This window comes from Nocardia sp. NPDC051030 (assembly GCF_040683015.1).
Taxonomy (GTDB): domain Bacteria; phylum Actinomycetota; class Actinomycetes; order Mycobacteriales; family Mycobacteriaceae; genus Nocardia.
The window spans coordinates 696,336-722,457 of record NZ_JBFBCD010000003.1; the positions used below are offsets into that span (position 1 = coordinate 696,336).

At 66.4% G+C, this 26,122-nt stretch carries 29 protein-coding genes; 12 read left to right on the top strand and 17 right to left on the bottom strand.

Going from position 1 to position 26,122, the window contains the following annotated elements; translation table 11 throughout:
* Positions 1–7: 7 nt before the first annotated feature.
* Positions 8–730, bottom strand: a complete 723-nt coding sequence (locus AB0N05_RS12580) for a hypothetical protein (protein WP_364691619.1) — start codon at positions 728–730, stop codon at positions 8–10.
* Between the two features lie 139 nt (positions 731–869).
* Between AB0N05_RS12580 and AB0N05_RS12585 the strand changes: the two genes are divergently transcribed.
* Positions 870–1,388, top strand: coding sequence for a pyridoxamine 5'-phosphate oxidase family protein (locus AB0N05_RS12585; RefSeq protein ID WP_364691622.1), 519 nt, complete (start codon positions 870–872; stop codon positions 1,386–1,388).
* A gap of 91 nt (positions 1,389–1,479) precedes the next feature.
* Here the strand turns inward: AB0N05_RS12585 and AB0N05_RS12590 are convergent, their stop codons facing one another.
* Entirely contained in the window at positions 1,480–2,019 is a 540-nt protein-coding gene (locus tag AB0N05_RS12590; RefSeq protein WP_364691625.1) for a TetR/AcrR family transcriptional regulator, read from the bottom strand.
* 133 nt (positions 2,020–2,152) lie between these two features.
* Here AB0N05_RS12590 and AB0N05_RS12595 point away from each other — a divergent pair, with 133 nt between their 5' ends.
* Together AB0N05_RS12595 and AB0N05_RS12600 are read left to right on the top strand one after the other, a co-directional pair.
* Positions 2,153–2,614 (top strand): DUF1772 domain-containing protein, encoded by a 462-nt coding sequence (locus AB0N05_RS12595; protein WP_364691628.1) that lies wholly within the window; start codon positions 2,153–2,155, stop codon positions 2,612–2,614.
* A 201-nt stretch (positions 2,615–2,815) separates the two neighbouring features.
* Positions 2,816–3,043, top strand: coding sequence for a hypothetical protein (locus tag AB0N05_RS12600; protein ID WP_364691630.1), 228 nt, complete (start codon positions 2,816–2,818; stop codon positions 3,041–3,043).
* A gap of 1 nt (position 3,044) precedes the next feature.
* On the opposite strand, the gene AB0N05_RS12605 is transcribed toward AB0N05_RS12600, so the two are convergent.
* On the bottom strand, positions 3,045–4,187 hold the full coding sequence (locus AB0N05_RS12605) for an acyl-CoA dehydrogenase family protein (protein WP_364691632.1): 1,143 nt from the start codon (positions 4,185–4,187) through the stop codon (positions 3,045–3,047).
* A 75-nt stretch (positions 4,188–4,262) separates the two neighbouring features.
* Between AB0N05_RS12605 and AB0N05_RS12610 the strand changes: the two genes are divergently transcribed.
* Positions 4,263–4,859 (top strand): TetR family transcriptional regulator, encoded by a 597-nt coding sequence (locus tag AB0N05_RS12610; RefSeq protein ID WP_364691634.1) that lies wholly within the window; start codon positions 4,263–4,265, stop codon positions 4,857–4,859.
* A gap of 177 nt (positions 4,860–5,036) precedes the next feature.
* Positions 5,037–6,506: an FAD-dependent oxidoreductase gene (locus AB0N05_RS12615; RefSeq protein ID WP_364691637.1), complete on the top strand. Its 1,470-nt coding sequence runs from the start codon at positions 5,037–5,039 to the stop codon at positions 6,504–6,506.
* Between the two features lie 3 nt (positions 6,507–6,509).
* Here the strand turns inward: AB0N05_RS12615 and AB0N05_RS12620 are convergent, their stop codons facing one another.
* Positions 6,510–7,256, bottom strand: coding sequence for a serine protease (locus AB0N05_RS12620; RefSeq protein ID WP_364691640.1), 747 nt, complete (start codon positions 7,254–7,256; stop codon positions 6,510–6,512).
* Between the two features lie 101 nt (positions 7,257–7,357).
* On the opposite strand from AB0N05_RS12620, the gene AB0N05_RS12625 reads away from it, so the two are divergent.
* Positions 7,358–7,849 (top strand): pyridoxamine 5'-phosphate oxidase family protein, encoded by a 492-nt coding sequence (locus tag AB0N05_RS12625; RefSeq protein WP_364691643.1) that lies wholly within the window; start codon positions 7,358–7,360, stop codon positions 7,847–7,849.
* A 131-nt stretch (positions 7,850–7,980) separates the two neighbouring features.
* Positions 7,981–8,700: a helix-turn-helix transcriptional regulator gene (locus AB0N05_RS12630; protein ID WP_364691646.1), complete on the top strand. Its 720-nt coding sequence runs from the start codon at positions 7,981–7,983 to the stop codon at positions 8,698–8,700.
* A gap of 119 nt (positions 8,701–8,819) precedes the next feature.
* On the opposite strand, the gene AB0N05_RS12635 is transcribed toward AB0N05_RS12630, so the two are convergent.
* The 3 genes from AB0N05_RS12635 to AB0N05_RS12645 all read right to left on the bottom strand — a co-directional run bounded on the left by AB0N05_RS12635 (position 8,820) and on the right by AB0N05_RS12645 (position 11,082).
* Complete coding sequence (locus tag AB0N05_RS12635; RefSeq protein WP_364691649.1) at positions 8,820–9,212, bottom strand: VOC family protein; 393 nt, start codon at positions 9,210–9,212, stop codon at positions 8,820–8,822.
* Between the two features lie 213 nt (positions 9,213–9,425).
* Positions 9,426–10,235, bottom strand: coding sequence for a hypothetical protein (locus AB0N05_RS12640; RefSeq protein WP_364691652.1), 810 nt, complete (start codon positions 10,233–10,235; stop codon positions 9,426–9,428).
* Positions 10,236–10,257: 22 nt separating this feature from the next.
* Positions 10,258–11,082 carry a DUF3097 domain-containing protein gene (locus AB0N05_RS12645; RefSeq protein ID WP_364691655.1) on the bottom strand — a complete coding sequence of 275 codons (825 nt, stop codon included), beginning with the start codon at positions 11,080–11,082 and terminating at the stop codon, positions 10,258–10,260.
* 307 nt (positions 11,083–11,389) lie between these two features.
* On the opposite strand from AB0N05_RS12645, the gene AB0N05_RS12650 reads away from it, so the two are divergent.
* Both AB0N05_RS12650 and AB0N05_RS12655 read left to right on the top strand, forming a co-directional pair.
* Positions 11,390–11,821, top strand: a complete 432-nt coding sequence (locus tag AB0N05_RS12650; protein ID WP_364691658.1) for an NfeD family protein — start codon at positions 11,390–11,392, stop codon at positions 11,819–11,821.
* A complete protein-coding gene (locus AB0N05_RS12655; RefSeq protein ID WP_364692335.1) occupies positions 11,821–13,065 on the top strand; it encodes an SPFH domain-containing protein in 1,245 nt (414 codons plus the stop codon). The genes AB0N05_RS12650 and AB0N05_RS12655 overlap by 1 nt, the downstream gene beginning before the upstream one ends.
* A 62-nt stretch (positions 13,066–13,127) precedes the next feature.
* Here AB0N05_RS12655 and AB0N05_RS12660 read toward each other — a convergent pair whose 3' ends face one another.
* The 6 genes from AB0N05_RS12660 to AB0N05_RS12685 all read right to left on the bottom strand — a co-directional run bounded on the left by AB0N05_RS12660 (position 13,128) and on the right by AB0N05_RS12685 (position 19,457).
* Entirely contained in the window at positions 13,128–14,081 is a 954-nt protein-coding gene (locus AB0N05_RS12660) for a TauD/TfdA family dioxygenase (protein WP_364691661.1), read from the bottom strand.
* Between the two features lie 43 nt (positions 14,082–14,124).
* Entirely contained in the window at positions 14,125–15,471 is a 1,347-nt protein-coding gene (locus AB0N05_RS12665) for an LLM class flavin-dependent oxidoreductase (RefSeq protein WP_364691664.1), read from the bottom strand.
* 22 nt (positions 15,472–15,493) lie between these two features.
* Complete coding sequence (locus tag AB0N05_RS12670) at positions 15,494–16,273, bottom strand: ABC transporter permease (RefSeq protein ID WP_364691667.1); 780 nt, start codon at positions 16,271–16,273, stop codon at positions 15,494–15,496.
* Positions 16,274–16,436: 163 nt separating this feature from the next.
* Positions 16,437–17,273 (bottom strand): ABC transporter ATP-binding protein, encoded by an 837-nt coding sequence (locus tag AB0N05_RS12675; RefSeq protein ID WP_364691670.1) that lies wholly within the window; start codon positions 17,271–17,273, stop codon positions 16,437–16,439.
* Positions 17,270–18,349 carry an ABC transporter substrate-binding protein gene (locus tag AB0N05_RS12680; RefSeq protein ID WP_364691674.1) on the bottom strand — a complete coding sequence of 360 codons (1,080 nt, stop codon included), beginning with the start codon at positions 18,347–18,349 and terminating at the stop codon, positions 17,270–17,272. Before AB0N05_RS12680 ends, AB0N05_RS12675 begins: the two co-directional genes overlap by 4 nt.
* Positions 18,350–18,680: 331 nt before the next feature.
* A complete protein-coding gene (locus AB0N05_RS12685) occupies positions 18,681–19,457 on the bottom strand; it encodes an IclR family transcriptional regulator (protein WP_364691678.1) in 777 nt (258 codons plus the stop codon).
* A 458-nt stretch (positions 19,458–19,915) separates the two neighbouring features.
* Between AB0N05_RS12685 and AB0N05_RS12690 the strand changes: the two genes are divergently transcribed.
* The 3 genes from AB0N05_RS12690 to AB0N05_RS12700 all read left to right on the top strand — a co-directional run bounded on the left by AB0N05_RS12690 (position 19,916) and on the right by AB0N05_RS12700 (position 22,120).
* On the top strand, positions 19,916–20,242 hold the full coding sequence (locus AB0N05_RS12690; RefSeq protein ID WP_364691681.1) for a transglycosylase family protein: 327 nt from the start codon (positions 19,916–19,918) through the stop codon (positions 20,240–20,242).
* Positions 20,243–20,435: 193 nt separating this feature from the next.
* A complete protein-coding gene (locus tag AB0N05_RS12695) occupies positions 20,436–21,059 on the top strand; it encodes a VOC family protein (RefSeq protein ID WP_364691684.1) in 624 nt (207 codons plus the stop codon).
* Positions 21,060–21,205: 146 nt separating this feature from the next.
* Positions 21,206–22,120 carry an NADP-dependent oxidoreductase gene (locus AB0N05_RS12700; RefSeq protein WP_364691686.1) on the top strand — a complete coding sequence of 305 codons (915 nt, stop codon included), beginning with the start codon at positions 21,206–21,208 and terminating at the stop codon, positions 22,118–22,120.
* Here AB0N05_RS12700 and AB0N05_RS12705 read toward each other — a convergent pair.
* The 4 genes from AB0N05_RS12705 to AB0N05_RS12720 all read right to left on the bottom strand — a co-directional run bounded on the left by AB0N05_RS12705 (position 22,117) and on the right by AB0N05_RS12720 (position 26,093).
* Positions 22,117–22,914, bottom strand: a complete 798-nt coding sequence (locus tag AB0N05_RS12705) for an ABC transporter ATP-binding protein (RefSeq protein WP_364691689.1) — start codon at positions 22,912–22,914, stop codon at positions 22,117–22,119. The genes AB0N05_RS12700 and AB0N05_RS12705 overlap by 4 nt on opposite strands.
* Positions 22,911–23,969, bottom strand: a complete 1,059-nt coding sequence (locus tag AB0N05_RS12710; protein ID WP_364691692.1) for an ABC transporter substrate-binding protein — start codon at positions 23,967–23,969, stop codon at positions 22,911–22,913. The genes AB0N05_RS12705 and AB0N05_RS12710 overlap by 4 nt, the downstream gene beginning before the upstream one ends.
* The gene (locus AB0N05_RS12715) at positions 23,966–24,769 is read right to left on the bottom strand and encodes an ABC transporter permease (RefSeq protein ID WP_364692338.1); all 804 of its coding nucleotides are present in this window, start codon (positions 24,767–24,769) and stop codon (positions 23,966–23,968) included. The genes AB0N05_RS12710 and AB0N05_RS12715 overlap by 4 nt, the downstream gene beginning before the upstream one ends.
* Positions 24,770–24,977: 208 nt before the next feature.
* Entirely contained in the window at positions 24,978–26,093 is a 1,116-nt protein-coding gene (locus tag AB0N05_RS12720; protein ID WP_364691696.1) for a class I SAM-dependent methyltransferase, read from the bottom strand.
* Positions 26,094–26,122: the final 29 nt, after the last annotated feature.

Sequence of the window (26,122 nt, forward strand, 5' to 3'; positions counted from 1 at the left end):
GCTGTTCCTATTTAAGAACATTCACTGCGCGGGCGATGACCAGGCTCACCGTGATCAGCGAGATCCCGGACTGCGCCATCATCGCCAGCTTGGCCCACCGCGACATGGGCATCACATCGGTGGGGCTGAACGCGGTGGCATTGGTGAACGACAGGTACAGGTAGTCGACGAAGGACGGCTCCCACTCCGGATCGGCCAGATCGGGATTCTGCATCTGCACGAACAGGAAATCGGGGAAGGGTTTGCGGCCGTGCGCCCGCGCCGCAGGCCCGCCTCGATCGAGCTCCCAATATCCGAGCGCGAACACCAGCACATTGGTCAGCCACACCTCGACCCCGGAGCTGAGCAGCCCGCGCGCATTGTCGCTGACAGTCCCGTCGATCAGCCCGAGCACCAAGTGGTACACCGACCAGCTCATGGCGAACGCCAGCAGCACCGTCAATGCCAGGCTGCACCGCCGTAGCCACGACTCCTCACGGTCGATCCGAATCGGATTCCCGATCCACAGAATCACCATGAGCACCACCCCCAATGCCGGAATCAGCCACGCCGGATGCGGCGTGAACTGATTCGGTAGCAGAAACTGAAACGCGATAATCCCCACCACCGCGCCCGTCGCCAGCCACCGCGATTCCCCGGTGGTCCGCCGCGCCCACGCCGGAACCTGATCATCATCCGTCGGGTCATTGCTGCTCAGCGCGTCGCTGCCCTGATTGTCGGAGCCGGTCACGCGGCCAGTATGCCTCGGCTTGCCGCCCCTGCCCGCCAGCGACGCAGTCCCATTCGGCGCCGATCGCCCGCAGGCCCGCGATGAATCTGCCTACGGTAGGGCGTCTGCATCGGTATCACTCGCACCGCAAGGAGGAACCATGCTTCCCGACCCCATCGAGGCCACTGACCTCAATATCTACGGCGATGCCGAACTCCCCTGGAAGGTCGCGCTCGAAGCCGCCTCCGCGGGCATCGGCCGCGCCGAAACCGCCGCATTCCTGGCGACGGCGGGAAGTGACGCCCGCCCCCACTCCACCGGAATCGGCGCGATAGCCCACGGCGGCACCCTGTACTTCACCAGCGGCCCCGGCACCCGCAAGTCCCGCAATCTTGCCGAAAACCCGGCCTGCGCCCTCTCCTTCCGCCTCCCGGAAGTCGACCTGGTCTTCGAAGGCGAGGCCCACCGCACCACCGACCCCGCCGAACTCGACGAGTTGGCCGCTGCCTTCCGCGAGGGCGGCTGGCCCGCCGAACGAGCCGACGACGCCCTCACGGCCCCCTACAGCGCCCAATCCGCAGGCCGCCCCCCGTGGTACCTCTACCGCTTCACCATCCACACCGCAGTAGGCCTAGGCCTGGTCGAACCCCACGGCGCAACCCGCTGGCGCTTCGCCTGACCACCCGCATGCACGTAGCCACCGAGGGACCTGTGGTGGTGGAAATTCGAAGCGATTTCCACCACCACAGCTCCCTGATCTTGATCCTCGCTTAGGTGAAGAGACCGGCACGGGCTGCGGTGATCGCCAGAGTGGCTGCCGCGTCGGCGGTTTCGTCGTTCACCGGCTCACGGGTGATCAGTACGCGGAGATAGATCGGTGCGACAAGGGTTTTGACGAGTTCGGCGGGGTCTGTGCCGGAGGGGATCTCACCGCGGGTGGCTGCGCGGGTCACGATCGGTAGGGCTCGGCGAATGCGGTCGCGGAAGACGTGACGGGTGGCGTCGGGTGGTGAGGGCAGGTCCGCGGCGGGGGACAGCATGACCGCGAGCACCGCCCGACCGGAGGGGCTGTTGATCCATGCGACCAGGCTGCGTGCGAGGGCACGCAGGTCGTCCTCGATCGAACCCGTATCGGGCATGGGGATTTCAGCGGCGACGCTGTCGGCCAACGCGTCGGTGATGAGGCTGTCGCGGTCGGGCCAACGGCGGTAGACGGTGGTCTTGTGCACCCCGGCGCGCTGGGCGACATTGTCGACGGTGAAGGCGGCGTATCCCCGTTCGCTCAGCTCATCCACGGTCGCGGCGAGCACCGCCGCGCGAACCTTCGGCCCTCGTCCGAGGGGTGCGGCGAACTCATTGCAACTCCTTGTTGCGATATCGGCGACGACTGGGCATGCTGACAATATCGCAACTCGGTGTTGCGATGCCGAGATGGGAGTCCCGATGCTGTCGAAATCCGTCCAAGGGGCGGCACTAGTGTTCCCTGGCCTGCTGGCCGGGGCGTTCGGATACGGCGCGGTGAACGTGCTGTACGCGTTTCGCGAAGTGCCCCTTGATGTTCGGTTCACGTTCCACACCGCGCTGATGCGAGTCAACGGCCCGGTAATGCAGTCCCTGATGGGCCTGGCCGTGCTGAGCACACTGCTTTTGGCGGTGAGTTCGACGTCGTGGCCCCGGTGGGTCGCGGCAACCGCCTCGGCACTGACCTTCATCTCATTCCTGGTGACCCGTTTCGGAAACGTGCCGATCAACCACCAGATCAAGCGCTGGGCGGTAGGAACGCCACCCGCCGACTACGCCGATATCCTGCGCCGCTGGGAGCTCTTCCATTTCACCCGAACCGGTTGCGCCCTGATCGCATTCATCCTGGTGATCACGGTCGTAGTCGGAAGGTCGAACCGGTGAAGACACTGTCCACCAAACACAAAGACGCCATCACCGCCCCAAAGCGCCGGCCCCGCGTCGAATCGTCCTGCGATTGTTGGGGAATAGGTCGATGTTCGAGGCGCGCCGATACTCCGGTGAACCTCGGGCGTGTCTTGCGGTGACCGACTTACCCTGTAATGCAGGGGGTTTCGGCGATCGGCTACCACTGAGGAGCTCGCGATGGCGAAACGATATGGCGTGACGGGCCTTGAGAATGTGACTAGTGAGACGCAGGCCAAGACGTTCCGAACCGAGCTCGAGGGGCAGGGTTGGAAGTTCATCGCGGCTGCGGAGCCGGGGTACACCATTTTCGAGGTGCCGGACTCCGTGTCCAATGCTCAGGCACGGGAAGCGTTCTCGGATGAGTCGGCGGTGGTGATCGGGGTGCCCGTCGACTACCCGAGGTAGATCAGTCGCTGGCCAAGGAACGGGCGATGACGAGGCGCTGGATTTGGTTGGTGCCCTCGAAGATCTGAGTGATCTTGGCTTCTCGCATGTAGCGCTCTACTGGGAAGTCTTGGGTGTAGCCGTAGCCGCCGAAGACTTGGACGGCGTCCGTGGTGACCTTCATGGCGGCGTCTGTGGCTATCAGTTTGGCGACGCTGGCTTGGCGGGAGTAGGCGAGGCCTGCGTCTCGGCGGCGGGCGGCGTCCAGGTAGGTGGCTCGGGCGGAGTCGACGGCTGCGGCCATATCGGCGAGCACGAAGCCCAGCCCCTGGTGGTCGATGATGGGGCGGCCGAAGGCTTCTCGGTCCTTGGCATAGGCGACGGCGTCGTCGAGGGCGCGCTGGGCGATGCCGGTCGCTACCGCCGCGATACCGAGGCGGCCGGAGTCGAGGGCGCTGAAGGCGATGGAAAGGCCCTGGCCCGGTTCGCCGATCAGGCGGTCGGCAGGCAAGTAAGCGTCGTCGTAGGCGGCTGTGGTGGTGGGGACGGCGCGGAGGCCCATCTTCTCTTCGGGCTTGCCGAAGGAGAGACCCTCGGTGTCGGCGGGGACGAGGAAGCAGGAGATGCCTCGGGAGCCTTCGCCGGTACGGGCGAAGAGGGTGTAGTAGTCGGCCTTGCCGCCGTTGGTGATCCAGGCCTTGGTGCCGGTGATGCGGTAGCCGTCGTCGGTTTCGGTGGCTCGGCAGCGCAGGGCCGCGGCATCGGAACCGGCGTGCGATTCGGAGAGGCTGTATGCGCCGATGAGGTTGCCGGACAGCATTTCTGGGAGCCATTGCTCGTGCTGGGCGTCGGTGCCGTAGGCGAACAGGGGGTGGCAGGACAGGCTGTGCACGCTGACCGCGACGGCCACCGCGGCCCAGCGGGCACCGAGCTCCTCGAGTACCTGGAGGTACACCTCGTAGGGCTGGCCTCCGCCGCCGAATTCCTCCGGGTACGGCAGGCTCAGCAGCCCGGCCGCGCCGAGTGCGCGGAATGCCTCCTCCGGGTAGCGCTGCTGCTTCTCGTATTCGACGACATTCGGTTCGAGGACTTTGTCGGCGATATCGCGGGTCAGCTCGATGAGGTCGCGAGCTTCGGGGGTGGGCAGCAGGCGGTCGACTGGCATGGCCGACACGTTACGACCTGCACCCAATTGCGTGCAAGGCAGCACGCAATTTTGATGGGCCGATAGACTGTCGCGGTGGTATCCGGCCTGCCCCCGAACAAGCATCAGGAGAAGAGTCTGCGCACGCGGGCGCTGCTCTTGGATGCCGCTATCGACAGCCTCGCGGAGGTGGGGTATGCGAGTGCGTCGATTGCCGATATCACGGCGCGGGCCGGGGTGACCCGGGGTGCGCAGTTGCATCACTTCCATACGCGGCAGGAGTTGTTCGCGCAGGCCATCGAGCATTTGACCGGGCGACAGCGGGAGGCGTTGCAGCGGCGGACACGGAGTCTGGCGGCGGGAGCGTCGGCGGGGGAGGTCTTGGTCGAATGTGTGACCGCGCCGTTCGCGGGGAAGCTGGGCAAGGCGGCGGTCGAGCTGTATGTCGGGATCGCCAATGATCGAGAGCTGCGGCGCAATATGTTGCGCGTGCAGCATGATCTGACGGTCGAGCTGCTCGATGCCTGCGCCGCGCGCATCGAGGCACCGCGCGAACGGGTGGAAGCGGCATTCTGGATGACCATCAATCTGGTGCGCGGAGCCACCCTCGACGAGATGGTGGGCCGGGATCGTCTGCGCCGCAAGCAGGTTCTCGCCGATTGGGCGCGACTGGCCGATGACATGCTCGCCTGAGCTGGACTCCCGCCCCCGTCTGCCCCGAGAATTGAGGGCACGTCCCGGCCGAAACGGCGTTGTCGCACAACGCGATACAAGTCTGTAGGAAGTTCTCGTCGATGCCCGGCCCACTCGCGGTGTGCCGGGCATCGTCGGTGCGAGATGGCGACTTGGCCTCGGGGCGGGGGTGCGGTAATGGCGATTACCCGGCGGAATATGCTGCGTGCGACCGGGCTGGGGGTGGGTGCGGCGGCTGTGGCCGCACTGTCGTCCGGATGTTTGCCCGCGGCGGGATCGGAAGTGGGACCGCCGGATTGGGAGGCATTGCGGAAGCGGCTGGCGGGCACGCTGACCTTGCCTTCCGACTCCGGTTACGCCACCGCGAAGCAGGCGTACAACCCCGACTTCGACTCACGGCAGCCCGCCGCGGTGCTGCGCTGCGCCAATGCCTCCGACATTCAGGCTGGGATCGAGGCGGCGCGGGGACGAGTGCCGATCGCCGCGCGCGGCGGCGGGCACAGTTACGCCGGGTACTCGACACCCGACGGCGGCCTGATCCTCGATACGGGAGATATGAAATCGGTGCAGGTCCGGGCCGATGGCACCGCCGTGATCGGCGCGGGAGCCCGGCTGATCGACGTCTACACGAGCCTGGCGCAGACCGGACGCTGTCTACCGGGCGGCTCCTGCCCGACGGTCGGCATTGCCGGGCTCACGCTCGGCGGCGGGGTCGGCGTGCTCGCGGGCAAGTACGGATTGACCTGTGACAACCTGATTTCCGCGCAGGTCGTCACGGCGGACGGCGTGCTGCGCACGGCATCCGCCAACTCCGAACCGGATCTGTATTGGGCGCTACGCGGCGGTGGCGGCGGAAACTTCGGAGTCGTCACCGAATTAACGTTCCGGACGGTCGCCGCCCCGCAATTGGGAGTGTTCCAGATGAAGCTCGGCGGTCCGGTTTCTGCGGTATTGAATGGCTGGCAATCGTTCACCCACACCGCGCCCGATGAATTCTGGTCCACGCTTGCCATTCCGGTCGGCCTCTACACCTGCCGGATCACCGGCTGCTACGTCGGCACCGAATCGAACATGAGGGCACAGATCGACAAACTCGTCGCCGCGATCGGCGTGCAGCCCAGTTCCAGCTACAAAGACAGCATGGAATACCTTCCGGCCATGCGCTATTTCGGTGGCTGCTCGAATTACACGGCCGAGCAATGTCGTCCGGAAGCGGAGGGTGGCGTGTTACCCCGCGAAACCTTCACCGCTACCTCCCGCGTCCTGACCAAGCCCATCGCGGACCCCGACCGCTTCAGTGAAGTGCTCGCCAATCGCAATGGCATGGACATTCTGCTGGATAGCCTCATGGGCGCACCGTCCCGAATCGGTGCGGCCGACACCGCATTCCCGCATCGGGGAGCCCTGGGCACTGCGCAGATCTATTACGGAAAGAGCGCACAGGATGCCCGGACAGCGGTCAGTGAGCTGCGCGATGGCCTGGGTGAGCTGACCGGCAATACCGGCTTCGTCAACTACATCGATCCGACCCTGAAGGACTGGGGGACCGCGTACTACGGCGGCAATGCGCAGCGTCTGCGCGGCATCGCCAAGCACTACGATCCCGATGGCGTTTTCAGCTTCGCGCAATCGGTCTCGAAGATGTGAGTCTCAGAACGAGACGGGCAGCCGGGTGTAGACGCCGGGATAGCCCGGCTGTGCGACACCGCGTCCCCATGAGGTGAGCCCGGCGAGCTTCCCGTCGACCAATAGCGGCCCGCCACTGTCGTATTCGCCGGTATCGGCGGTAGTGGATCCGGCGCACACCATTTCGGTGGCATTGAAGGCAGCGGGGTAGGCCCGCGCGCAGTCGTCATCGGACACCAGCGGCACGGTCGCGGTGTGCAGCCGGGTATTGGAGGTGTCGCCGTCCGAGGTTCCACCCCAGCCGAGGATGGTTGCGCTGCCGCCGTGTGCCGCGGCGATCTGCACGGTCGGCCGGGACTGCGCCTGCGCGAGCGTCAGCACGGCGACATCATTGTGATAGACGTCCACGCCGTCGACGGTCTCCTCCCGGAAGTCCGGATGCAGGCGCACCGCGGTGACGCCGACCTTGGTTCCGTCTTTGACGCTCAGATCGCTGCGATCGAAGGTGACCGTCAGCGCCTGCGGCACCAGCCCCGCCAGCGAAACGCAGTGCGCGGCGGTCAGCACCTGATCCGGTGCGATGAGCGCGCCGCCGCAGAACTGCCCCGAGGCCCGGGTCAAGAACAGCGGGCTGCCGACCGCGGCCAGCCACGGATAGTTCGCGGCCTGCACCTCGGTCCCGCCGACCACGGCGGTGGCGGGCGTCGCGGCGGGTACCGCGCATCCGATGAACACCGCACTGAGCGCGGCGATCCGGCGGGAGACAGTCACAGCACACCTTCGCAATCCGTCGATCGAATCCGCCCATTCAAACAGACTTCCGGCCGCTCGACCGCCTGAAACCGTCGTACCTCCGGAGTACCGTCGCGACCATGACTACGTGGACCGAATTCGCGAAAGGCGCACCACACATCTCGGATATCTTCATTCGTCGGCTCGCCGCCACCGGCAATCTGTGCATGCTCGCCACGCTGCGCGCGGACGGGTTCCCGCGCATCAGTCCCCTCGAACCACGCGTTTTCGAGGGTGAACTGGTGGTGGGTGGCATGCCCGGCACCACCAAGTTCGCCGACCTCGCCCGCGACCCGCGCTTCTGCCTGCACACCGCCACGGTCGATACACACGTCGGCGATGGCGACGTGAAACTGTTCGGCACCGTCCACAATGTGCGGGACGAGGCGCTACACCAGCGCTTCGCCGACGCACTGTTCGAGGAAACCGGTTTCGACCTGCGCGGGCAGAAGTTCGACCCGTACTACGCCGCCGACATCACCGGCGCGTCCTCGGTGGAGGTCATCGACGGCCATATGGACATCACCATCTGGAAGCCGGGTCGGCCGGAACGTGTGGTGCGCAAGCACTGATGGGCACCAGCACTGTCCGGCAGTCTTTGCATGGTTGCAGCGACTGCAACAATGCAATGGATGCATGCGTGCACGAACCGCCGAACAAGGCCCGTCCCAACGCCTTTCGCCCGCATACACCGGCCTCCAGTATGTCCGACACTGTGGAAATCCATCCGCCACAGGGATATCGGGAGCGTCCCGCGCAACTCGCAGGTGCCGTCCTATGGACTCGCGACCCCGCAGCCGACCTGATCACCCCGGTATTGCCCGACGGCTCCATGGACTTGCTCTGGATTGACGGCCGATTGTTCATCGCGGGCCCGGACACCCGTGCCTACCATCCGGCAGCCGGTCCATCATCCCGAATCGCAGGCATCCGCTTCTACCCCGGCACGGCCCCCGCCTTGCTCGACGTCCCCGCGCACGAGTTACGCGACCGCCGTGTGGAACTCGCCGATGTGTGGACTCGAGCAGACGCGCACCGCGCATCCGCCCTCATTACCGCAGCCCCCACCCCGGCCCAAGGTCTGGAGTCGATCGCACAGTGGCGAGCCTCCAGTTCCGGCCCCGCCGACCCGATCCTGTGCCACGTAGTGCGGGAACTCCGTTCCGGCGCTCAGGTATCCGCAGTCGCCGAAGCCCTCGAGCTGGCCCCGCGCCGCCTACACCGAATGTCACTCTCAGCCTTCGGCTACAGCCCCAAAACGCTGGCCCGAATCCTCCGCATGCAACGCGCCCTCGCCCTGGCCCGAGCCGGAACCCCCTTCGCCGACACCGCCGCCCGCACCGGCTACTCGGACCAAGCCCACCTCTCCAGGGAAATCCGAGCCCTGGCCGGAATGTCCTTGACCCAACTACTCCACACCTGACCCGTCCCGGCTGACTTCACTCACACTGGTGTCTCTTCACCCGCGTGTCACCGCACTGAAACACGGGTGAAGTGGCAGGAATGCCGGTGGAGTCGGAGAACCGCAGGCGCGCACCGCCATCAGCTGAGGGCCGCGTAGAGGTCCACACTGTTGCCGTCCGGATCATGCACGGTCGCATACCGCTGTCCCCAGAACGCGTCGAAGGGTTTCAGCGCGACGTGGCAGCCCGCCGCGGTCAGTTCGTCGAACTTGGCATCGACCTCGCCGGGGCTACCGCACTCGAATGCGATTCCAATCCGTCCAGGCCCAGCCTTGGTCACACCTTCGGGATGGAACGACCGAATGGTCTCCTCGGTATCGAACGTCAGCCTCATCCCGCCGCCCAGAGCCGCTTCGACATGCGGCTCACTCTCGGCCCCGGCCGCGAACTCGATCCCGAGCCGCCGATAGAACGCAATGGACGCAGCCATATCGGCCACGACAATCCCTAGAACATTCAATTGCACTGTCATACCCCGACCCTAGGCACCCCACCCCACCCCGGTCTTGAACGAATCGGACACTGCCGACGCCTGGACAGTCAACGTTCCAGCGATCTCCTTGCCCGCCGTCCACCAAAGGGCGAACCCCTGAATTCGCAGGCCTTCTCGACATCTGCATGGGTTGTAAGGCCTGCAACTGTCGAGAAGGCATGCAACTTTCGGAAGCGGTCGAGCGCCGTGTGGTCAGCGGGCGTGGACTGCGGCGAGGCGGGCTTCGCGGATGGCGTTCCAGAGGGGGCGGAGGAGGGATTCTTGGGCGGCTGCGGCGGTGGCGGAGCTGGGGGCGGAGGCGGGTTCTCGTTCGGCGACGGTGAGGATGGCGGCCACCTGGTCGGCGATATCGAGGATGCGGCGGGCGCGCAGGGGCATGGAGTCGGGGTATTGGTGGCGGGAGTGGGCCTCGAGTTCGTCTTCGACGAGGTCTCGGGGGGAGGGGCCGCCGGAGTCGAGGCGGGTGGTGTGGAGTTGTTGGAGGGCGTCGGCGGCATCGCGGACGGCCTCGCGCATGGTGAATTCGGCTTCGCCCAGGGGCATATCGGGGTGGGCGGCCGGGGGGATGGGGGTGGCGTAGACCCGCCATTGGAGGCTGTCGTCGTCGGTCCAGACGGGGACCAGTCCGGCTCCGTCTGCGCCGGGGCTGCCGACCAGCAGGCCTTCCCCGGCTTCGGTTGCGGCGGCGGCGAATTCGGTGCCGACCGGTATGCCGCGGACGTCGCCGGGGACCGGCAGCACCAGCCGGACCTGCGCGCCGGGGCCCACCAGTGCCTCACGGATGAGCTTGAGCAGCACCATGATTCCCGCGCCGGGCGCGGTCTCGGCGGTTTCGTCGGACGCCCACGGCAGTCCGGTATGCCCGCCCGTGACGGGGTCCCCGGCGGCGACCGACTGCTGGGGAGCCCAGGTGCGCAGCGCGTCCAGCACATCATCGGGAGCGCTGTGGCCGGCCAGCCACGAGCCGGCCCAGACCGTCAGCGTGGCACTCGGGGTACTCATGTAAGACAGGATAACTGGCGGGCTACTGCTGTTCGGTGACGAAATCGATCAACCGTTCGACCGCGCCGATGAGGGGGGTTTCGAGATCGCGGTAGGAGTCGACGGCGGTGTAGACGCGCCGCCACCCGTCTTGTGGTGTGCCCCAGCGCAGGCGGCGGCAGACGCCGGTCTTCCAGTCCTCGCCGCGCGGGACGTCGGGCCAGGCCGCGATGCCGACGGCGGAGGGCCGCACGGCCTGCCAGACGTCGATGTACGGATGCCCGGTGACCAGGACGTTGGGGCCGAGCCCTGTGGTCAGATTGGTTTCCTTGGACCCGGTGACGAGATGGTCCACGAGCACGCCGACGCGGCGGCCGGGTCCGGGCCGGAACTCGGTCAATCGGTCCGCGAGATGGTCCAGGCCTTCGAGCTGCTCGACCACCACGCCCTCGACTCGCAGATCATGACCCCACACCCGTTCCACGAGCGCGGCATCGTGCACGCCCTCCACCCAGATCCGGCTGGCCTTGGCCACCTGCGCCTTCAGCCCTGCAACCCGAGTGGATCCGGAGGCCGATCGAGTCGGCGCTTTCGCCGGGGCGGTGGTGGGCCGCACCAGCGTCACCGGCTGCCCGTCGATGAGGAATGCGGCCTCGCGCAGCGCGAACAGCCGGACCCGCCCCTTGCCGTCCTCGAGCTTCACGAATTCGCCGTCGTAGCTGCGGTCGAAACCGACTACCGCGCCGCAGAATCCGGTCGCGGCATCCTCGGCGACGAGGTCGCGCTCGGCGACCACCCGGGGGATCTGTCGCGGTTGTTTGCGCGTATGCCCGGAGAAGATGTCGCCGTACCCTTGGTGCCCGCTCACGGCGTCGAGGCTACCGGCGCTGTGCGGGAAACACTCTCTCGCCGCGCCCATTACGCGTTCTGCTGTGGGCCGAACCGCATTCGGCCGATGCGCGGCATGGCTGTCGGAGGTGCGTGGTGTGGACCGTCGTCGGCGCGCCGTGTGCCCTACCCGAGTACGACCGCATGGCTCGGCTGCGACCCGTGCGGCGTCACCGCGATGACCACCCGAGCGTGCCGCACAAGACGTGTCCGGAATGCCCGCCCGTCGGGTGCAAGATGATCACGAATGACGGCCTCGAGCCGCCGAGACGTCTACTGTTGATGGCGTGGCCGCAATCATTTGGCTGGTCGCGGGGATTCTCCTCGCGGCGGCGGAGATGCTCACCGGTGATCTCACGCTGCTCATGCTGGGCACGGCCGCACTCATTACCGCGGGAGTGGGCGGCCTGACCGGTGCGCCGATGGTCATCGATGCGGTCATCTTCGGTGTCAGTGCGATCGCCCTGTTGTTCTTGGTCCGTCCATTTCTCTTGCGGCGCTACGCGATTCCGCCGCCGCATCAATCCGGAGTAGACGCGCTGCCCGGTAAGACCGCCAAGGTGCTGGAGACGGTCGACGAGCAGGGTGGCCGGGTGAAGCTGGACGGCGAAGTCTGGAGTGCGCGTCCCTTCGATGCGGCGGATTCCTATCCCGTCGGCTCGACCGTGTACATCATGAAGATCGACGGCGCCCACGCCGTCGTCTGGAAAGGTCCATGATGGCCGTACTCATAGTTGCTGTTGTTCTCATCCTGTTGGTCGTGGTGGTGGTCTTCAAGTCGGTGGCCCTGGTGCCGCAGGCGGAGGCCGCCGTCATCGAACGATTAGGCCGGTATTCCCGCACCGTGTCCGGGCAGTTGACATTCCTGGTGCCCTTCGCGGACCGGGTGCGCGCGAAGGTGGATCTGCGCGAGCGGGTGGTGTCGTTCCCGCCGCAGCCGGTGATCACGCAGGACAACCTGACCGTGCAGATCGACTCGGTGGTGTATTTCCAGGTCACCAGTCCGCAGGCCGCGGTCTACGAGATCAGCAATTACATTGCCGCCGTTGAGCAATTGACCATCACCACGCTCCGCAATGTGGTCGGCGGCATGACCCTCGAAGAGACGCTGACCTCCCGAGACCAGATCAACCATCAGCTGCGTGGCGTGCTCGACGAGGCCACCGGCCGCTGGGGTCTGCGGGTGTCGCGCGTGGAGCTCAAGGCCATCGATCCGCCGCCGTCGATTCAGGAATCGATGGAGAAGCAGATGAAGGCCGACCGCGAGAAGCGGGCCATCATCCTCACCGCGGAAGGTCAGCGCGAAGCGGCGATCAAGACCGCCGAGGGCTCCAAGCAGGCGCAGATCCTCTCGGCGGAAGGCGCGAAACAGTCCGCCATCCTCTCGGCCGAGGGTGAACGGCAGGCCCGCATTCTGCGCGCGCAGGGTGAGCGGGCGGCCGCGTATCTGCAAGCTCAAGGCCAGGCCAAGGCCATCGAGAAGGTGTTCGCCGCCATCAAGAGTGGCAAGCCGACGCCCGAACTGCTGGCCTACCAGTACATGCAGACCCTGCCGCAGGTGGCCAAGGGCGATGCCAACAAGGTGTGGCTGGTACCGAGCGATTTCGGCAAGGCCTTGGAAGGTTTCGCCCGCAACTTCGCCGATAAGGGCGAGGACGGCGTCTTCCGCTACACGCCCGCCCCGGACGGTGATTCAGCCGAACGCCCCGAGGACGATTCCGACGAGGTCGCGAGCTGGTTCGACACCGCCACCGACCCGGCGGCCGAACGCGCGGTGCGTGCCGCCGAGGCCGATGCCCGCAACCCGATCGACCCGGCGGGGGCCTTGCCGCCGACCACCGGTATGCGCCCTCGCCAGGAGCCCCAGGCCCCGGCTCAGCAGCAGCCGCAGTACCGCCAGGAACCGCCCGGCGGGGACCGTTGGCAGCAGCCGCCACAGCCGCCTCGGCCACTGGGCCGCTAGCACCGAATGATGCGGGCTCCCGACCATGGTCGGGAGCCCGCATCATTCGGTGTGTGCCGATGTCAGGCGCTTGCGCCCCCGAACCGCTCGCCCTTGATGGATCGCGACGGCTCGCCGTCCACGCCGACCGGAATGTCACCCTCCAGCGTGGTGCGGTAGAGCACCCGCGTCACATCCAGGTGGTCGAGATCGCTCGGCGCGAGGTGCGCGGTCGCGCGATTGTCCCAGAACGCGAGACTGCCCTTCTCCCACCGGAATCGGACGGTGTAGGCCGGATCGGATACCTCGGCGTACAGCAGTTCCAGCAGCGCGTCGCTCTGCCGCGGGCTCAGTCCGACAATGCGGGTGGTGAATCCGGGATTGACGAACAACACCCGCTCACCGGTCACCGGATGCACCCGGACCACCGGATGTTCGGTCACCAGCGGGGCCTTGGCGACCTTCTTCGCGTAATCGCTGTCGGCATCCCATGCGGGCAGCCGCCCGCCGAACCGGTGCTCGGCCCGCAGCCCGTCGAGGAAGGACTTGAGCGAGTCCGGAAGCCCCGCATAGGCGGCGGCCAGATTCGTCCACTGGGTGTCGCCACCGCGTTCGGGCGCGATCTCGGCGCGCAGCAGCGACGCGGCGGGCGGGTTGATCAGTGGCGACACATCGGTGTGCCAATGATTGGTGTAACTGAATTTCCGGATCCCGAAACGCTTTTCGTACAGGCGGCTGTCCACCGCGAGAATTTCGGGGAATTCGGTGGGTGCGTCGTCATCGTAGGGATGCGACGGGGTCACCGTGCCGAAGCGACGCGAGAACTCGATCTGCTCGGCGTGACCGATCTCCTGATCGCGGAAGAACAGCACCTTGTATTCGTGCAGGGCCGCGGTGAGCGTGGCGATCTGCGCCTCGGTGAAATCATCGCGCAGGTCGATATCGGAGACCTCCGCGCCGATATGACCGGCGACCGGTGTGATTCGGAATGCGACGGTGCCGATTTCGGTGACGGCGGGTTCGGAGACAGTGGTCATGATCGTGCCTTTCGTGCGGAATTCGATTGCCGGATGGTGGTGCTCAGGCCGTGGCCTGAATATCGGAGTGCGCGAACTGGCTTTCCACGGAGTCGAGTCCGTAGTGCCCGCGCAGGGTGGTGGCGGTGTATTCGGTGCGGAACAGCCCGCGTTCCTGAAGGATCGGGACCACGCGGTCCACGAAGTCGTCCAGGCCGCCGGGCAGATACGGCGGCATGATGTTGAAGCCGTCCGCCGCGCCCGCCTCGAACCAGGTCTGGAGTTCGTCGGCGATCTGTTCCGGGGTGCCCGCGAAGGTGCGGTGCCCGCGTCCGCCGCCGAGCTTGCCGATCAGCTGGCGGACGGTCAGCTCCTCCTTTTCGGCGAGCTCCTTCACCAGCGTGAATCGGCTCTTGCCGCCCTCGATTTCGCTCTCGTCGGGCAGTGGCGGCAGCGGTGCGTCCAGGGCGTGCTCGGTGAGATCGACGCCCAGTAGCGCGGACAGTTGCCGCAGTGCGTAATCGGGGGAGATGAGATCGGTGAACTCCTGCTCCAGGGCCCGCGCCTCCGCTTCGGTGTCGGCGATGAACGGAACGAGTCCCGGCAGCACCTTCAATTCGTCGGCGGAGCGCCCGTACTTCGGCAGGCGGGACTTCAGATCCCGGTAGAACTGCTGCCCCTCCTCGACCGTGCGCTGTGCGGTGAAGACCGCTTCGGCGTAGCGGGCGGCGAATTCCTTTCCGCTCTCGGAGGATCCGGCCTGCACGAGCAGCGGACGGCCTTGCGGGCTGCGCGGAGAATTCAGCGGTCCGCGCACCCGGAATCGTTCACTGTTGTAGTCGATGGTGTGCACCTTGTCCGGATCGGCGAAGACGCCCTCCTCCGGATCGAGCACGATCGCGCCCGATTCCCAGCTGTCCCACAACTGCACCGCGACATCGACGAACTCCTGGGCCCGCTCATACCGCCGGGCATGCTCGGGGATGGCGTCGAACCCGAAGTTGAACGCCTCCTCCTCATTCCCGGAGGTGACGATGTTCCAGCCCGCCCGGCCGCCACTGATGTGGTCGAGCGAGGCGAACTTGCGGGCCAGGTTGAACGGCTCGTTATAGGTGGTCGAGGCGGTGGCGATGAGCCCGACGTGTTCGGTGGCGGTGGCGATGGCGGCGAGCAGGGTGACCGGTTCGAACACCGCGAGGGTATTGCGCTTGATCCGCGGCCCGACCGCGAGCCCATCGGCGAAGAACACCGAATCCAGCTTCCCGCGCTCAGCGATGCGGCCCAGCTCCTGGAAGTGCTTCACATCGAGCACGCGATGCTCTTCGGTGCGCGGATGCCGCCAGGCGGCCTCGTGGTGTCCGACGCCCATCAGGAAGGCGTTGAGGTGAAATGTCTTGCGGGGGTGCGACATAGGTATGTGCCTTTCGAAGGAGTTACTGCGCCGGTTGGGTACGCCACCGCGACAGGCGGCGCTCGACGGCGACGAGAATGCTGTTGAAGGTCAGCCCCACCAGGGAGATGGCGACAATGCCCGCGTACATGTCCGGAATCGCGAAGTTCTGCTGCGCCGCGGTGATCAGATAGCCGAGACCGGCACGCGCACCGAACATTTCGGCGGCAATGAGCACCAGGATCGAGGCCGAGGCCGCCATCCGCAGACCGGTGAAGATCGACGGTACGGCCGCCGGAAGAACGACCTTCCGGAACAACTGAAGCGGTGAGAATCCCAGGGAAACAGCCGATTTGATGAGCAGCGGATCAACGGTCCGGACGCCGGTGATGGTATTCAGCAGAATCGGGAAGAACCCCGCATACACCACCAAGGCGATCTTGGACGTCTCCCCGATCCCCAGAATCAGGATGAACACCGGCAGCAGCGCCAGCGCCGCCGTATTGCGGAACAACTCCAGGACGGGATTCAGGAACTCGGCGACGGGCCGATACCAGGCGATCGCCACGCCGACCGGCACCGCGACCACCAAGGCGATCGAGAATCCGATCAGAGACCGGGCCACACTGGTGGAAACGTGATCCCACATCTGCCCGTTCCGGATCAACTCCAGCCCGGCCTCGATCACCGCCGAGAACGGCGGCAGAAAGACCTCATCCACCAGCCCCAGCCGGGGCGCGCTCTCCCACAGCCCGAGGAAGAGCCCGATCACGAGCGACGGCTTGATGATTCGCCAGGTCAGCCGCCCTGTCGCCCGGCTCACCCGGGAAAGCAATGCAGCGGCTGGCACCTTTGGGGTGGCCGCAACATCCGGGGCAGCGGCGGATGTACCTCGAGCCGCACCGGGCGAACTTGAAGTGGCGAGCCCAGCCGGAGTGGCAGCGGAGGCAGTTCTGGGTGGTCCCGGAATGGTGATTTGCAGTGCGCTAGACACGGGTCGACCTCCTGTCGGTGGCGGCGAGCGCGGCTTGTTCGAGGCCCTGGGCTCGGGCGACTTCGCTTTGCAGCTGGGTCCAGATGTGATGGCGGAGTTCGCGGAAGCGTTCGCTCGAGCGGATGTCTGGGTCGCCTTCGCGGTCGAGGTCGATATCGACTACCGCTTTGATTCGGCCGGGGCGGGAGGTGAGAACCGCTACCCGCTGGCCGAGGTAGACGGCCTCGTCGATGCCGTGCGTGATGAACAGGATGGTTTTGCCGGTAGCGCGCCAGATGCGCAAGAGCTCGTCCTGCAACGATTCCCGGGTCTGGGCGTCGAGTGCGGCGAACGGCTCGTCCATGAGCAGCACCTCCGGATCGAAGGCGAGGCTGCGGGCAATGGCGACGCGCTGTTTCATGCCGCCGGACAGTTCGTGCGGGTAGCGGTCACCGAAGCCGCCCAGCCCGACCAGTTCCAGGTATTCGTCGGCGATCCGTTTGCGTTCACGCCGTCGAATTCCCTTGGCTTCCAATCCGAATTCGATATTGGTTCGGGCGGTGCGCCACGGCAGCAGGGCGTACTGCTGGAACACCACGCCGCGATCGAGTCCCGGTCCGGTGACGGGCGCGCCATCGAGGAGGATCTGCCCGGCGGTGGGTTTGCCGAGTCCGCCCAGCAGATCCAGCAGCGTCGACTTCCCGGAGCCGCTGGGCCCGACGAGCACGAGGAACTCCCCGTCCCGCACGTCCACGGTGATGTCTTCCAGCGCAGTGAACGCCGCCCGCTCGCCGCGTACCGCGAATTCCTTACGCACCCCGCTCAAGGCGAGTTTCACCGCGGCGCTCATTTCGCCACCGCCTCGCCGCTCGGGCCACTGTCGTTCGGGTAGGTGCCGTTCGAATACGGGTTGTCCTTATTTGTGAAAAGGTCCGTGGCCTTGAGCTTCCCGGCCGGTAGTTCACCATTGCGCACCAGCCAGTCGATCCAGATCTGCAATTCGCGTTCGGCGATCACTCCGCCCGGCACCGGAATTCCCGAAGTCTTGTAGTACTGCAAGAGATTGGTGTTCTCATTGCGTCCGCGCTTGGTGATGATGTCGGCGAACTTGGCCACCACCTGATCGCGCGGCGTCACCTGCAACCAGCGGGTGGCGCGGGCGGTGCCCTGTACGAAGTCCGCCACCGCCTCGCCGTGCTGCTTCAGGTAGTCATTGCGGAAAACGTAGGTGCCGTAATCGAATTGGCCGAAGAGATCCTTATCGGAATACAGCGTGTGCAGCCCGCCGCGCCCGATGGCGGTATCCCGGAACACCGAGCCCAGCGCCGCCACGTCGATCTGCCCATTGCGCAGGGCTTCCTCGGTATTGGCCGGTGGCAGCACGATCAACTGGACCTGCTTGATCTCGGCTTCGGTCAGGCCCTGCTGATGCAGCCATTCCCGGGTGATGAATTCGCCGTGCGCACCGAGGGTGTTCACCCCGACCTTCTTGCCGATCAGATCCCGGGCGGAGGTGATGCCGGAGTCATCGCGGACGAAATAGCCGGTGTAGTTGAGTTCGTCGGCCCCATAGGAGCTGAGTACCGCCGTGACCGGCGCGCCACCGGCGATCAGCTTGACTACCGCGCCATTGAACGCGCTGCCGAATTCGATCTGCTTGGTGGCGGCGGCCTGGATATTGGCGGGTCCGCTGGTGGTGTCACCCTCCCAATGCAGGTCGATCTTGGAGAAGTAGCCGAGTTCGGCGGCCAGTTCGTAGGGCTGGACGAGGCCGGTCGAACCCTGGTAGCGGACAACGGTTTTACCGTCGGCGGTGGTGCCCGCATCGGTTTTCGCGCAGGCCGTGAGCGTGACGAGCGCGGTGGAGACGACGAAGGCGGTGGCGAGCGCGCGCCGCCATCGCGGTGGTCGGGAGGCAGAGAACATGCGGGATTCTTTCGATGAGCGCGCTGATCGCACGGCGTGATACGGGCATGAGTCGACCGCAGGCGAGCCGATACGACTCCTTGAGCTGTGAGAAGCCGCCGCTGTGCCCGAATCGGGGAGTGGGCGCGGCGAAGAATCAAGCGCGACAGATGCCGGGCGGAACGCGCATCAGGTCGAGCGCGCGCCGCCGGGTGAGGACGGTGAAGGGGCTCATTCGAAGACCTTTGCGGGAGTGCCGAAGTGGCGGTGATTGGGTTGATCACATGGTGCGGTTACCGGGGTCTGCCCGGCAACCGCCATTTCACGATGTGGAAATCAGCGTGAGCGCAATTCACAGGATCGAATCCAGTGGCGCGGAATCGGTTTGGAAGAGCGGTCCGATCCGGCCCGCGGCGGTGCGCATGGCGGGCAGAATGCGCCGGATCAATTCATCGTTCAGCCTGGCCGAGCGCGCCTGTACCGCCAGCGCACCGCGCACCTGCCTGCCCGGCCCGACGATCGGCACGGCCACCGAGCGGATCGGATCCTCGGTGGGGATCAGCTCACTCGCGAATCCGGTGCGGCGCACCCGATCCAGATGTGTGTGCAGCCCGCCGGTCCGGACCGGCCGGGGATCGCGCTGGTCGGCGTGCTCCTCGACAATGGTCGTGGTGGGGGAGAAGGCCAGCAGCGCATGCCCGACCGCGCTCGCGCGCAGTGGTTGGCGGGCGCGCGGCACCTGATTGGGGCAGAACCACTCCGGCGGCCGGGCCTGGAACACGGTCACGGCATCGCGTTGTTCAACCACGCCGACGCTGACCGTGATCCGGATGCCCGCGGCCAGCGCATACAGGTGGGGTGCTGCCGAGTCCAAGCCCAGCCGGGTGAGCGCGGGCCGGGCCAGCGAGGCCAGCCCGTGCCCGATTCGGTAGCGATCATTGGCCGGGTCCTGCTCCAGCAATCGCCCGCGGACCAGGGCCTGGGCCAGTCGGTGCGTGGTGCTGACGGGCAGTGCGGCCAGCTGGGCGAGCTCGCTCAGCGACAGGGCCGGATCATCGCCCTCGAAGCAGTTCAGCACCTCGATCGCCCGATCCACTGCTCGAGCGCCGGAACGTGGTTCTTCTGTCATGAGGTCCTCCTGCGGGCACACCGAAACCTGTGGTCCGGGAACTATCGCGATTTGCCCACGTCACGGCAATGGTTCCGCGCACTGCGATCCGATAACGCCCGGTCACCGCATCGTTTTGTCATGACTTTGTATTACGCGATGGGAATCACGAATTTCCCGTGACCTCCGTCACTAAATGCGCTACAAATTCCAGAATTGTAATTCGCCCCGCTTCCGACGCGAACTGCGCTAATACGAGATTTCGAATGAATTCCCATTTGTCAACCAGCTGTGATTGCAACGTGATTAGACGTGATTGTTCCGTTACGTTGGCTCTCGGCTCGGATCAGACCGAGCTCGTACTCGAATCGCCGAACACCGGCAACTCCGTCCCGCGGTTCGAGAGCAACCGACATCCCTGGGGACGGGGACCCGGAGACGTCATCCCGGGCCGGACGGGCGCAGGCAGGGAATCCCATATGCATCGCAAGTTCAGCACCCGCATGCTCGTTGCCACCGCCATCACCGGCGCCATTGTCTCGGTCCCGTTCGCGCTGTCCACCGCGACCGCCTCGGCCGCCGGCAACTGGGACGCCGTCGCGCAGTGCGAGAGCGGCGGCAACTGGAACATCAACACCGGCAATGGCTACTACGGTGGCCTGCAGTTCACCCCGAGCACCTGGGCCGCCAACGGTGGCGAGGGCAGCCCCGCCAACGCCAGCCGCGAAGAGCAGATCCGCGTGGCCGAGAACGTCCTGGCCACCCAGGGCCCCGGCGCCTGGCCGGTCTGCGGCGCCAACCTCTGAGGCTGAGCCCCGCTCCAAGAACATAACGATGGCCCCGGCCCGCAATGATGCGGTCCGGGGCCATTGGCATATAAGGGAGAGCTCGGGCCGGGAGCCGGGCGTATAGGACGGTGAGTGGGCGTCCACGCCGCGGCAACGCTCACGGCGATTCGAACCGGTGACCACACCCGCCCCCGCGCCTACCGTCGATCGGGTGAGCGAACTCGATCATCTGGTGCTGGCCACGCCGCACCTCACCGAGACCGTCCGGACCGTCGCCGACCTCCTGGGCATCGAACCCGTCCCCGGCGGCCAGCACGTAGGCCGCGGCACCCGCAACTACCTCCTGGGCCTCGGCAATGGCGGCTACCTCGAGCTGATCGGCCCCGACCCGGACCAGCCCGACCCGGCCCAGCCACGCCCCTTCGGCCTGGACACTCTCGCCGAACCGCGCCTCATCACCTGGGCCGTCCAAACCACCGACATCGACGCCGCCATAGCCACCGCCCGAACCGCCGGTTACGACCCCGGCGATGCCTCGAACCTCTCCCGAGCCACTCCGGCGGGTGACCTTCTGAGCTGGCGCTTGACCTACCCGCGCGTCAACCTCGGCGAGGCCAGCCTGGTCCCCTTCCTCATCGACTGGGGCACCACCCGCCACCCCTCCCTCGACCTCCCACAGTCAAAACTCTTGTCCCTCACCGCGATTCATCCCGATCCGCACCCCACCCGAACCCACCTCGAAGCCCTGTCCGCCACCCTCGAGGTGCGCCCAGGCCTACGCCCCACCCTCATCGCCACCCTCGACGGCCCCCAAGGCCCCGTCACCCTCCTCTGATCCGCAATCGCCGCGACTCCACTCACGAAACCTGGTCCTCACCCACGCAATTGGATGGGTGAAGACCGGGAAACGTGGGGGAAGTGAGCGGTGGCAGACTGTTGTATGCGGTAGTGGCGATGGCCTGGTTGAGATCGGAGCGGGTTATGAAGGCAGTCCGGTTCAGTCGGTTCGGGGGGCCTGAAGTGCTCGAGATCGTGGATCTCCCGGATCCGCATCCGGGTCCCGGGCAGGTTCGGATTGCGGTGCGGGCGGCCGGGGTCAATGCGAGCGACTGGAAGAAACGCAAGGGCCTGATGGATCCGGAGCTGCCGCAGACCCTGGGGTATGAGGCGGCGGGCATTGTCGATGAGCTCGGCGAGGGTGTGGTGGACGCGGCCGTCGGGGATCGCGTGTTCGGCTTCTCTACCGAGGGTGCGGCTCAGGCCGAGCTGGCGGTGCTGTCCTACTTTGCGCCGATTCCGCCGTCGCTCGATTACCCCGGCGCTGCCGCGGTTCCGGCGGCCCTCGAGACGGCCACGCGCGCGCTCGACCAGCTCGGGGTTCCGGGCGGTGGGACGGTGCTCATCAATGGCGCTTCCGGAAGTGTTGGGAGCGCGGCGGTTCAGCTCGCCGTGGCGCGCGGTGCGCGGGTGATCGGCACCGCGAGTCTCGCCAACCATAAGTACCTGCACTCGCTCGGTGCCGAGCCTGTCAGTTACGGCGAGGGCCTCGTCGAGCGGGTTCGCGCGCTCGCACCCGAGGGTGTCGACGCCGCGCTGGATGTTGCCGGGAGCGGTGTCCTGCCCGAGCTGATAGAGCTCGCGGGTGGTCCGGAGCATGTTGTGACGATCGCCGATTTCGTTGGGGCGCAGGAGTATGGAGTGAGGTTCAGCCGCGGGGATTCCGGCCGCGCGGTCCACGCGATCGCCGAGGTCGGCGAGTTGATCGAGTCCGGGCGGTTTTCGCTCCCGGTTGCGCTGACCTTCCCGCTGGACGAGGTCGCGGAGGCACAGCGGATCAGCGAGGAAGGGCATGTGCGCGGGAAGTTGGTGTTGGTGGTTGGGCCTCTGGCGCTTTAGGTGTGGGCCTCGTAGATGGCTTGGGCCAGTTCGGATTTGATGGACTGGAATTCGGGGGTGGCGGTGACGGTGAGGGCGCGGACATGGTCGGGGTCGTCTCCGGGGAGATCGATGCGACGGTCGACGATCACGCGGCCGGGGCGGGCGCTCATGACCAGGACGCGGGTGGAGAGGAAGACCGCTTCTTCCACTGAATGTGTCACGAAGACAATGGTTTTCCCGGCCTGCCGCCATAGGCGCAGGAGTTCGACCTGGAGGCGTTCGCGGGTGAGTTGATCGAGGGCTCCGAACGGCTCGTCCATGAGGATGATGCGGGGATCGTTGGCCAGGACTCGCGCGATCTGGGCGCGCTGCTGCATGCCGCCGGACAATTCGTAGGGGCGCTGGTCGCCGACATCGCCCAGGCCGACCAGCTGAAGCAGCTGGTCGGCTTCTGCGCGGCGGGTTTTGCGGTCCACGCCACGGCATTTGGGGCCGAATTCGATATTGCCGCGGACCGTGAGCCAGGGGTAGAGGGTGGGGGATTGGAAGACCACACCCCGTTCCGGGCTCGGACCGGCGATGCGGTCGGGGCCGACCAATAGCGCGCCGGTGGTGGGTTCGAGGAAGCCGCCGAGGAGCTGCAGGAGGGTGGTCTTGCCGCAGCCGGAAGGTCCGACGATGCTGACGAATTCGCCGGGCTCGATGGTGAGATCGGTGGGGGAGAGCGCCACCGTGGGGCCGATGGCGCTGTCGTAGGTTTTCGAGACGTCGGTCAGCACGACGCGGTCGCGCAGATCGAGGGCCGAGGTCACTTGGCGCTCGCCTTGGCCGCGGCATCGGAGTAGACCGCAGTCGAATACTTCTCGGGAGCGGCCAGACCTTGAATCTCGCCCTGGCTCAACAGGAATTGCGCCGAACCGTTCAAATCCGCGCCCAGCTGCTTGCCGAGATACGGGGACCCCGCCTGGGTGGCGGCATCGAGGAATACATAGCCGCCGAGCTGCTTTCGCACCTCATCCACCGAAATGCCCAGCTGTGCGGCAATATGCGTGGCCGCACCCTGCGGATCGCTGGCGATCTGCTGTACGGCCCAGTTCTGTACGGCCGTCCACACCTCCAGGAATTTCGGATTGGCGGCGACGAAATCGGCGCGTGCGCCCTCGAGGTCGTAGGTCGGCTTGCCCGCCTTGGCCGTCTCGGCGGCGGTGGTGACCACATGCCCGTTCTTCAGTAGCTCTGACAGGGTCGGATCCCAGACGAAGGCCGCATCGACGCCGCTGTCACGCCAGGCCCCGAGAATGGCGTCGGGCTGGAGGTTCACCAGGGTGACGTCGCGCTCGATCCCGGCGGCGGACAGCGCCGCGAGCAGGCTGTAGTGCGAGGTGCTCGCGAACGGGACCGCGATCTTCTTGCCGCGCAGCCCGGCGACCGAGGTGATGGCCGCATCCTTGGCCACCAGCGATTCGGACGCACCGATCACATCGTGAATCCACACCGCCTTCATATCGATATTCAGCGGAGCCGAAACCGCCCGCGCCGCAGCGGCACTGCCGAGCAGGCCCAGGTCGAGGGAGTTGGATCCGAACGCCTGGATCACCGTCGCCCCCGAGGCGAACTTGGACCAGGTGATGGTCGCCTTGGGCAGGCAGGTCTGTAGGAGCCCGGTGTCCTTCACGATCAGGTCACCATTGGGAATGTCCTGATATCCGAGTCGCACTGTGCCGGTGACGGATTCGTCCACAGGTACCGGGCAGGCGACCTGGGCTTCCGTGCTGCGCGACTGATCGGTGCGATTGGATTCCACGCATCCCGACAGCGCCACGGTGAGTGTGCCTGCCAGTGCCAGTACCGCGAAACTGCGCTTCATGCCTTGCCTTTCCAAGGGGCGGCGAGCACGCCGATCCAAGTGATCACCGCGTCCAGAACGAGTGCGGTGAGACCGATTACGAGAATGCAGGCCATGGTCAGCGGCGTATCGAGCCGCTGCCCGGCCAGATAGGCGAGCCCGCCGATGCCGGGAATGCCATTGTTGAGTTCGGCGGCGACCACCGTGGTCCAGGCGAATCCGACCGCCACCCGAATACCGCCGATGACCTCGGGCAGGGTCGCGGGCAGCAATACCCGCGTGATCACCTGCCGTCGATTCGCGCCCAGCGATCGCGCCGCATTGATCCGATCGGCCGAAACACCTTGCACCCCGGCGACAGTCGCAATGACCATCGGCGGAAACGCGGCCAGGAACAGCAGCCAATCCTTGGAGGTGTCACCGATCCCGAACCACACGATCAGCAGTCCGATATACCCGAGCGGCGGCAGCATGCGCAGGAAATTCAGGTACGGCTGGACGATCGCGCTCACGGTCCGCGAGGTGCCGAGCACGAAACCCACCGGGGGACCGAGCAATACGGCCGCCCCCGCCCCGATCCCGATGCGTTGCAAACTCGCGACCAGGTGCTCCCACAGGAAATAGTTCTGCTCCCCGCGCACCTCCCGGGGCACCCCGGGCGCGAGCTGATGCCAGCTATTGGCGCGCACGAACGCCTCCCACACCGCGTGTGGTCCGGGCAGGAATTGCGCGTCGACCAGTTTCGCCGCGCTCACCGCCCACCACAGCGTCACGAATCCGATCAGCGACACCACTCGCACCGCGATCCCGCGCCACCGCACCGGGCCGAAGCCGAGTCGGCGTCGCGTGGTGCGTGCGGGCGTCGCGGTATCGCTGATGGTCGTGACCGCGGTCGATACTTGCGTCACGCGTGCGCGCTCCCGTCTCTGCCTCGAGGGTCCTGTGGTCCCGGGCCGGGACCATCCGGGAAGATCCTCGCGGCAGAATCAGCGCACGAACAGGGACGCGATCACCGTGATTCCAATGCCGTCAGGCAGGGGTGAGCCGCCACAGCGAGGTGACCTCCGCGCTACGCGCGGCATACAGGGGATCGCTCGCATCGCTGGCCTTGGGATGCTGTGGCGCGGTATCCAGCTTGCCGACCACTCGCAGGCCCGCCGCGGCGATCTGCTCCAGCAACTGTTCACGGCTGCGCAGGCCGAGATGCTCGGCGAGATCCGACAGCACGAGCCAGCCTTCGCCGCCGGGATTCAGATGCTCGATGAGGCCGTCCAGGAAGCGTTGCAGCATGTCCCCACCGGCGTCGTACACCCCGTACTCGAGCGTGGAGGTGGGCCGGGCCGGAATCCAAGGCGGATTGCAGACGATCAGATCGGCGCGACCCTCGGGATATAAAGCGGGGCCGAGGAATTGGGTCCGATCCGCGAAACCGAGGCGAGCGGCGTTGTCGCGCGCACAGTCCACCGCCCGCACGCTGATATCGGTACCGATGACACGCTCGAACCCCCGCGATGCGAGCACAGCGGCGAGCACACCGGTCCCCGTGCCGAGATCGAAGGCTATCCGCGTATCGGCCGGGAGGGGCGCGTTCGCCACCAGATCCACGTATTCACCGCGCACCGGCGAGAACACGCCGTAGTGCGGATGGATGCGGGCATGCAGGGCAGGAATCGGCACGCCTTCCACCCGCCAGCCGTGCGCCCCGATCACCCCGAGAAGTTCGGTGAGCGAAACAGCGACCGGCCGGTCCGGGCCATCGTGTGCCTCCATCCAGGCCTGCCGGACATCGGGGGCCCGGCGCAGTGTGAGGGCATGGGTCTCGTCCAGAACCACCACCAACCTGCTCAGCACCCGGGCCCGATGCCCGCGCAGCTTGCGCTGGGCGAGAAACGCATCACGCGGATCAGACTGCGGCGGTGGCGCTTTCCGATCGATGCGGCGTCCCATGGCCTGCAACAACTGCCGGGCATTGTGATAGTCGCCGCGCCACAGCAGCGTGGTTCCCTCACACGCCAGTCGATACGCGGTGTCGGCGCGGGTGCGGTCGTCGGCGAGCACGATCCGCTCGGGCGCGGGAGCGGAACTCTCGGAATACCAGTCGGCGGACAGCTCGGTATCGGCTTCGGTCCAATGAATGGTGGACACAGTGCTCTCCTGGGAGTCGAACGTGCGTT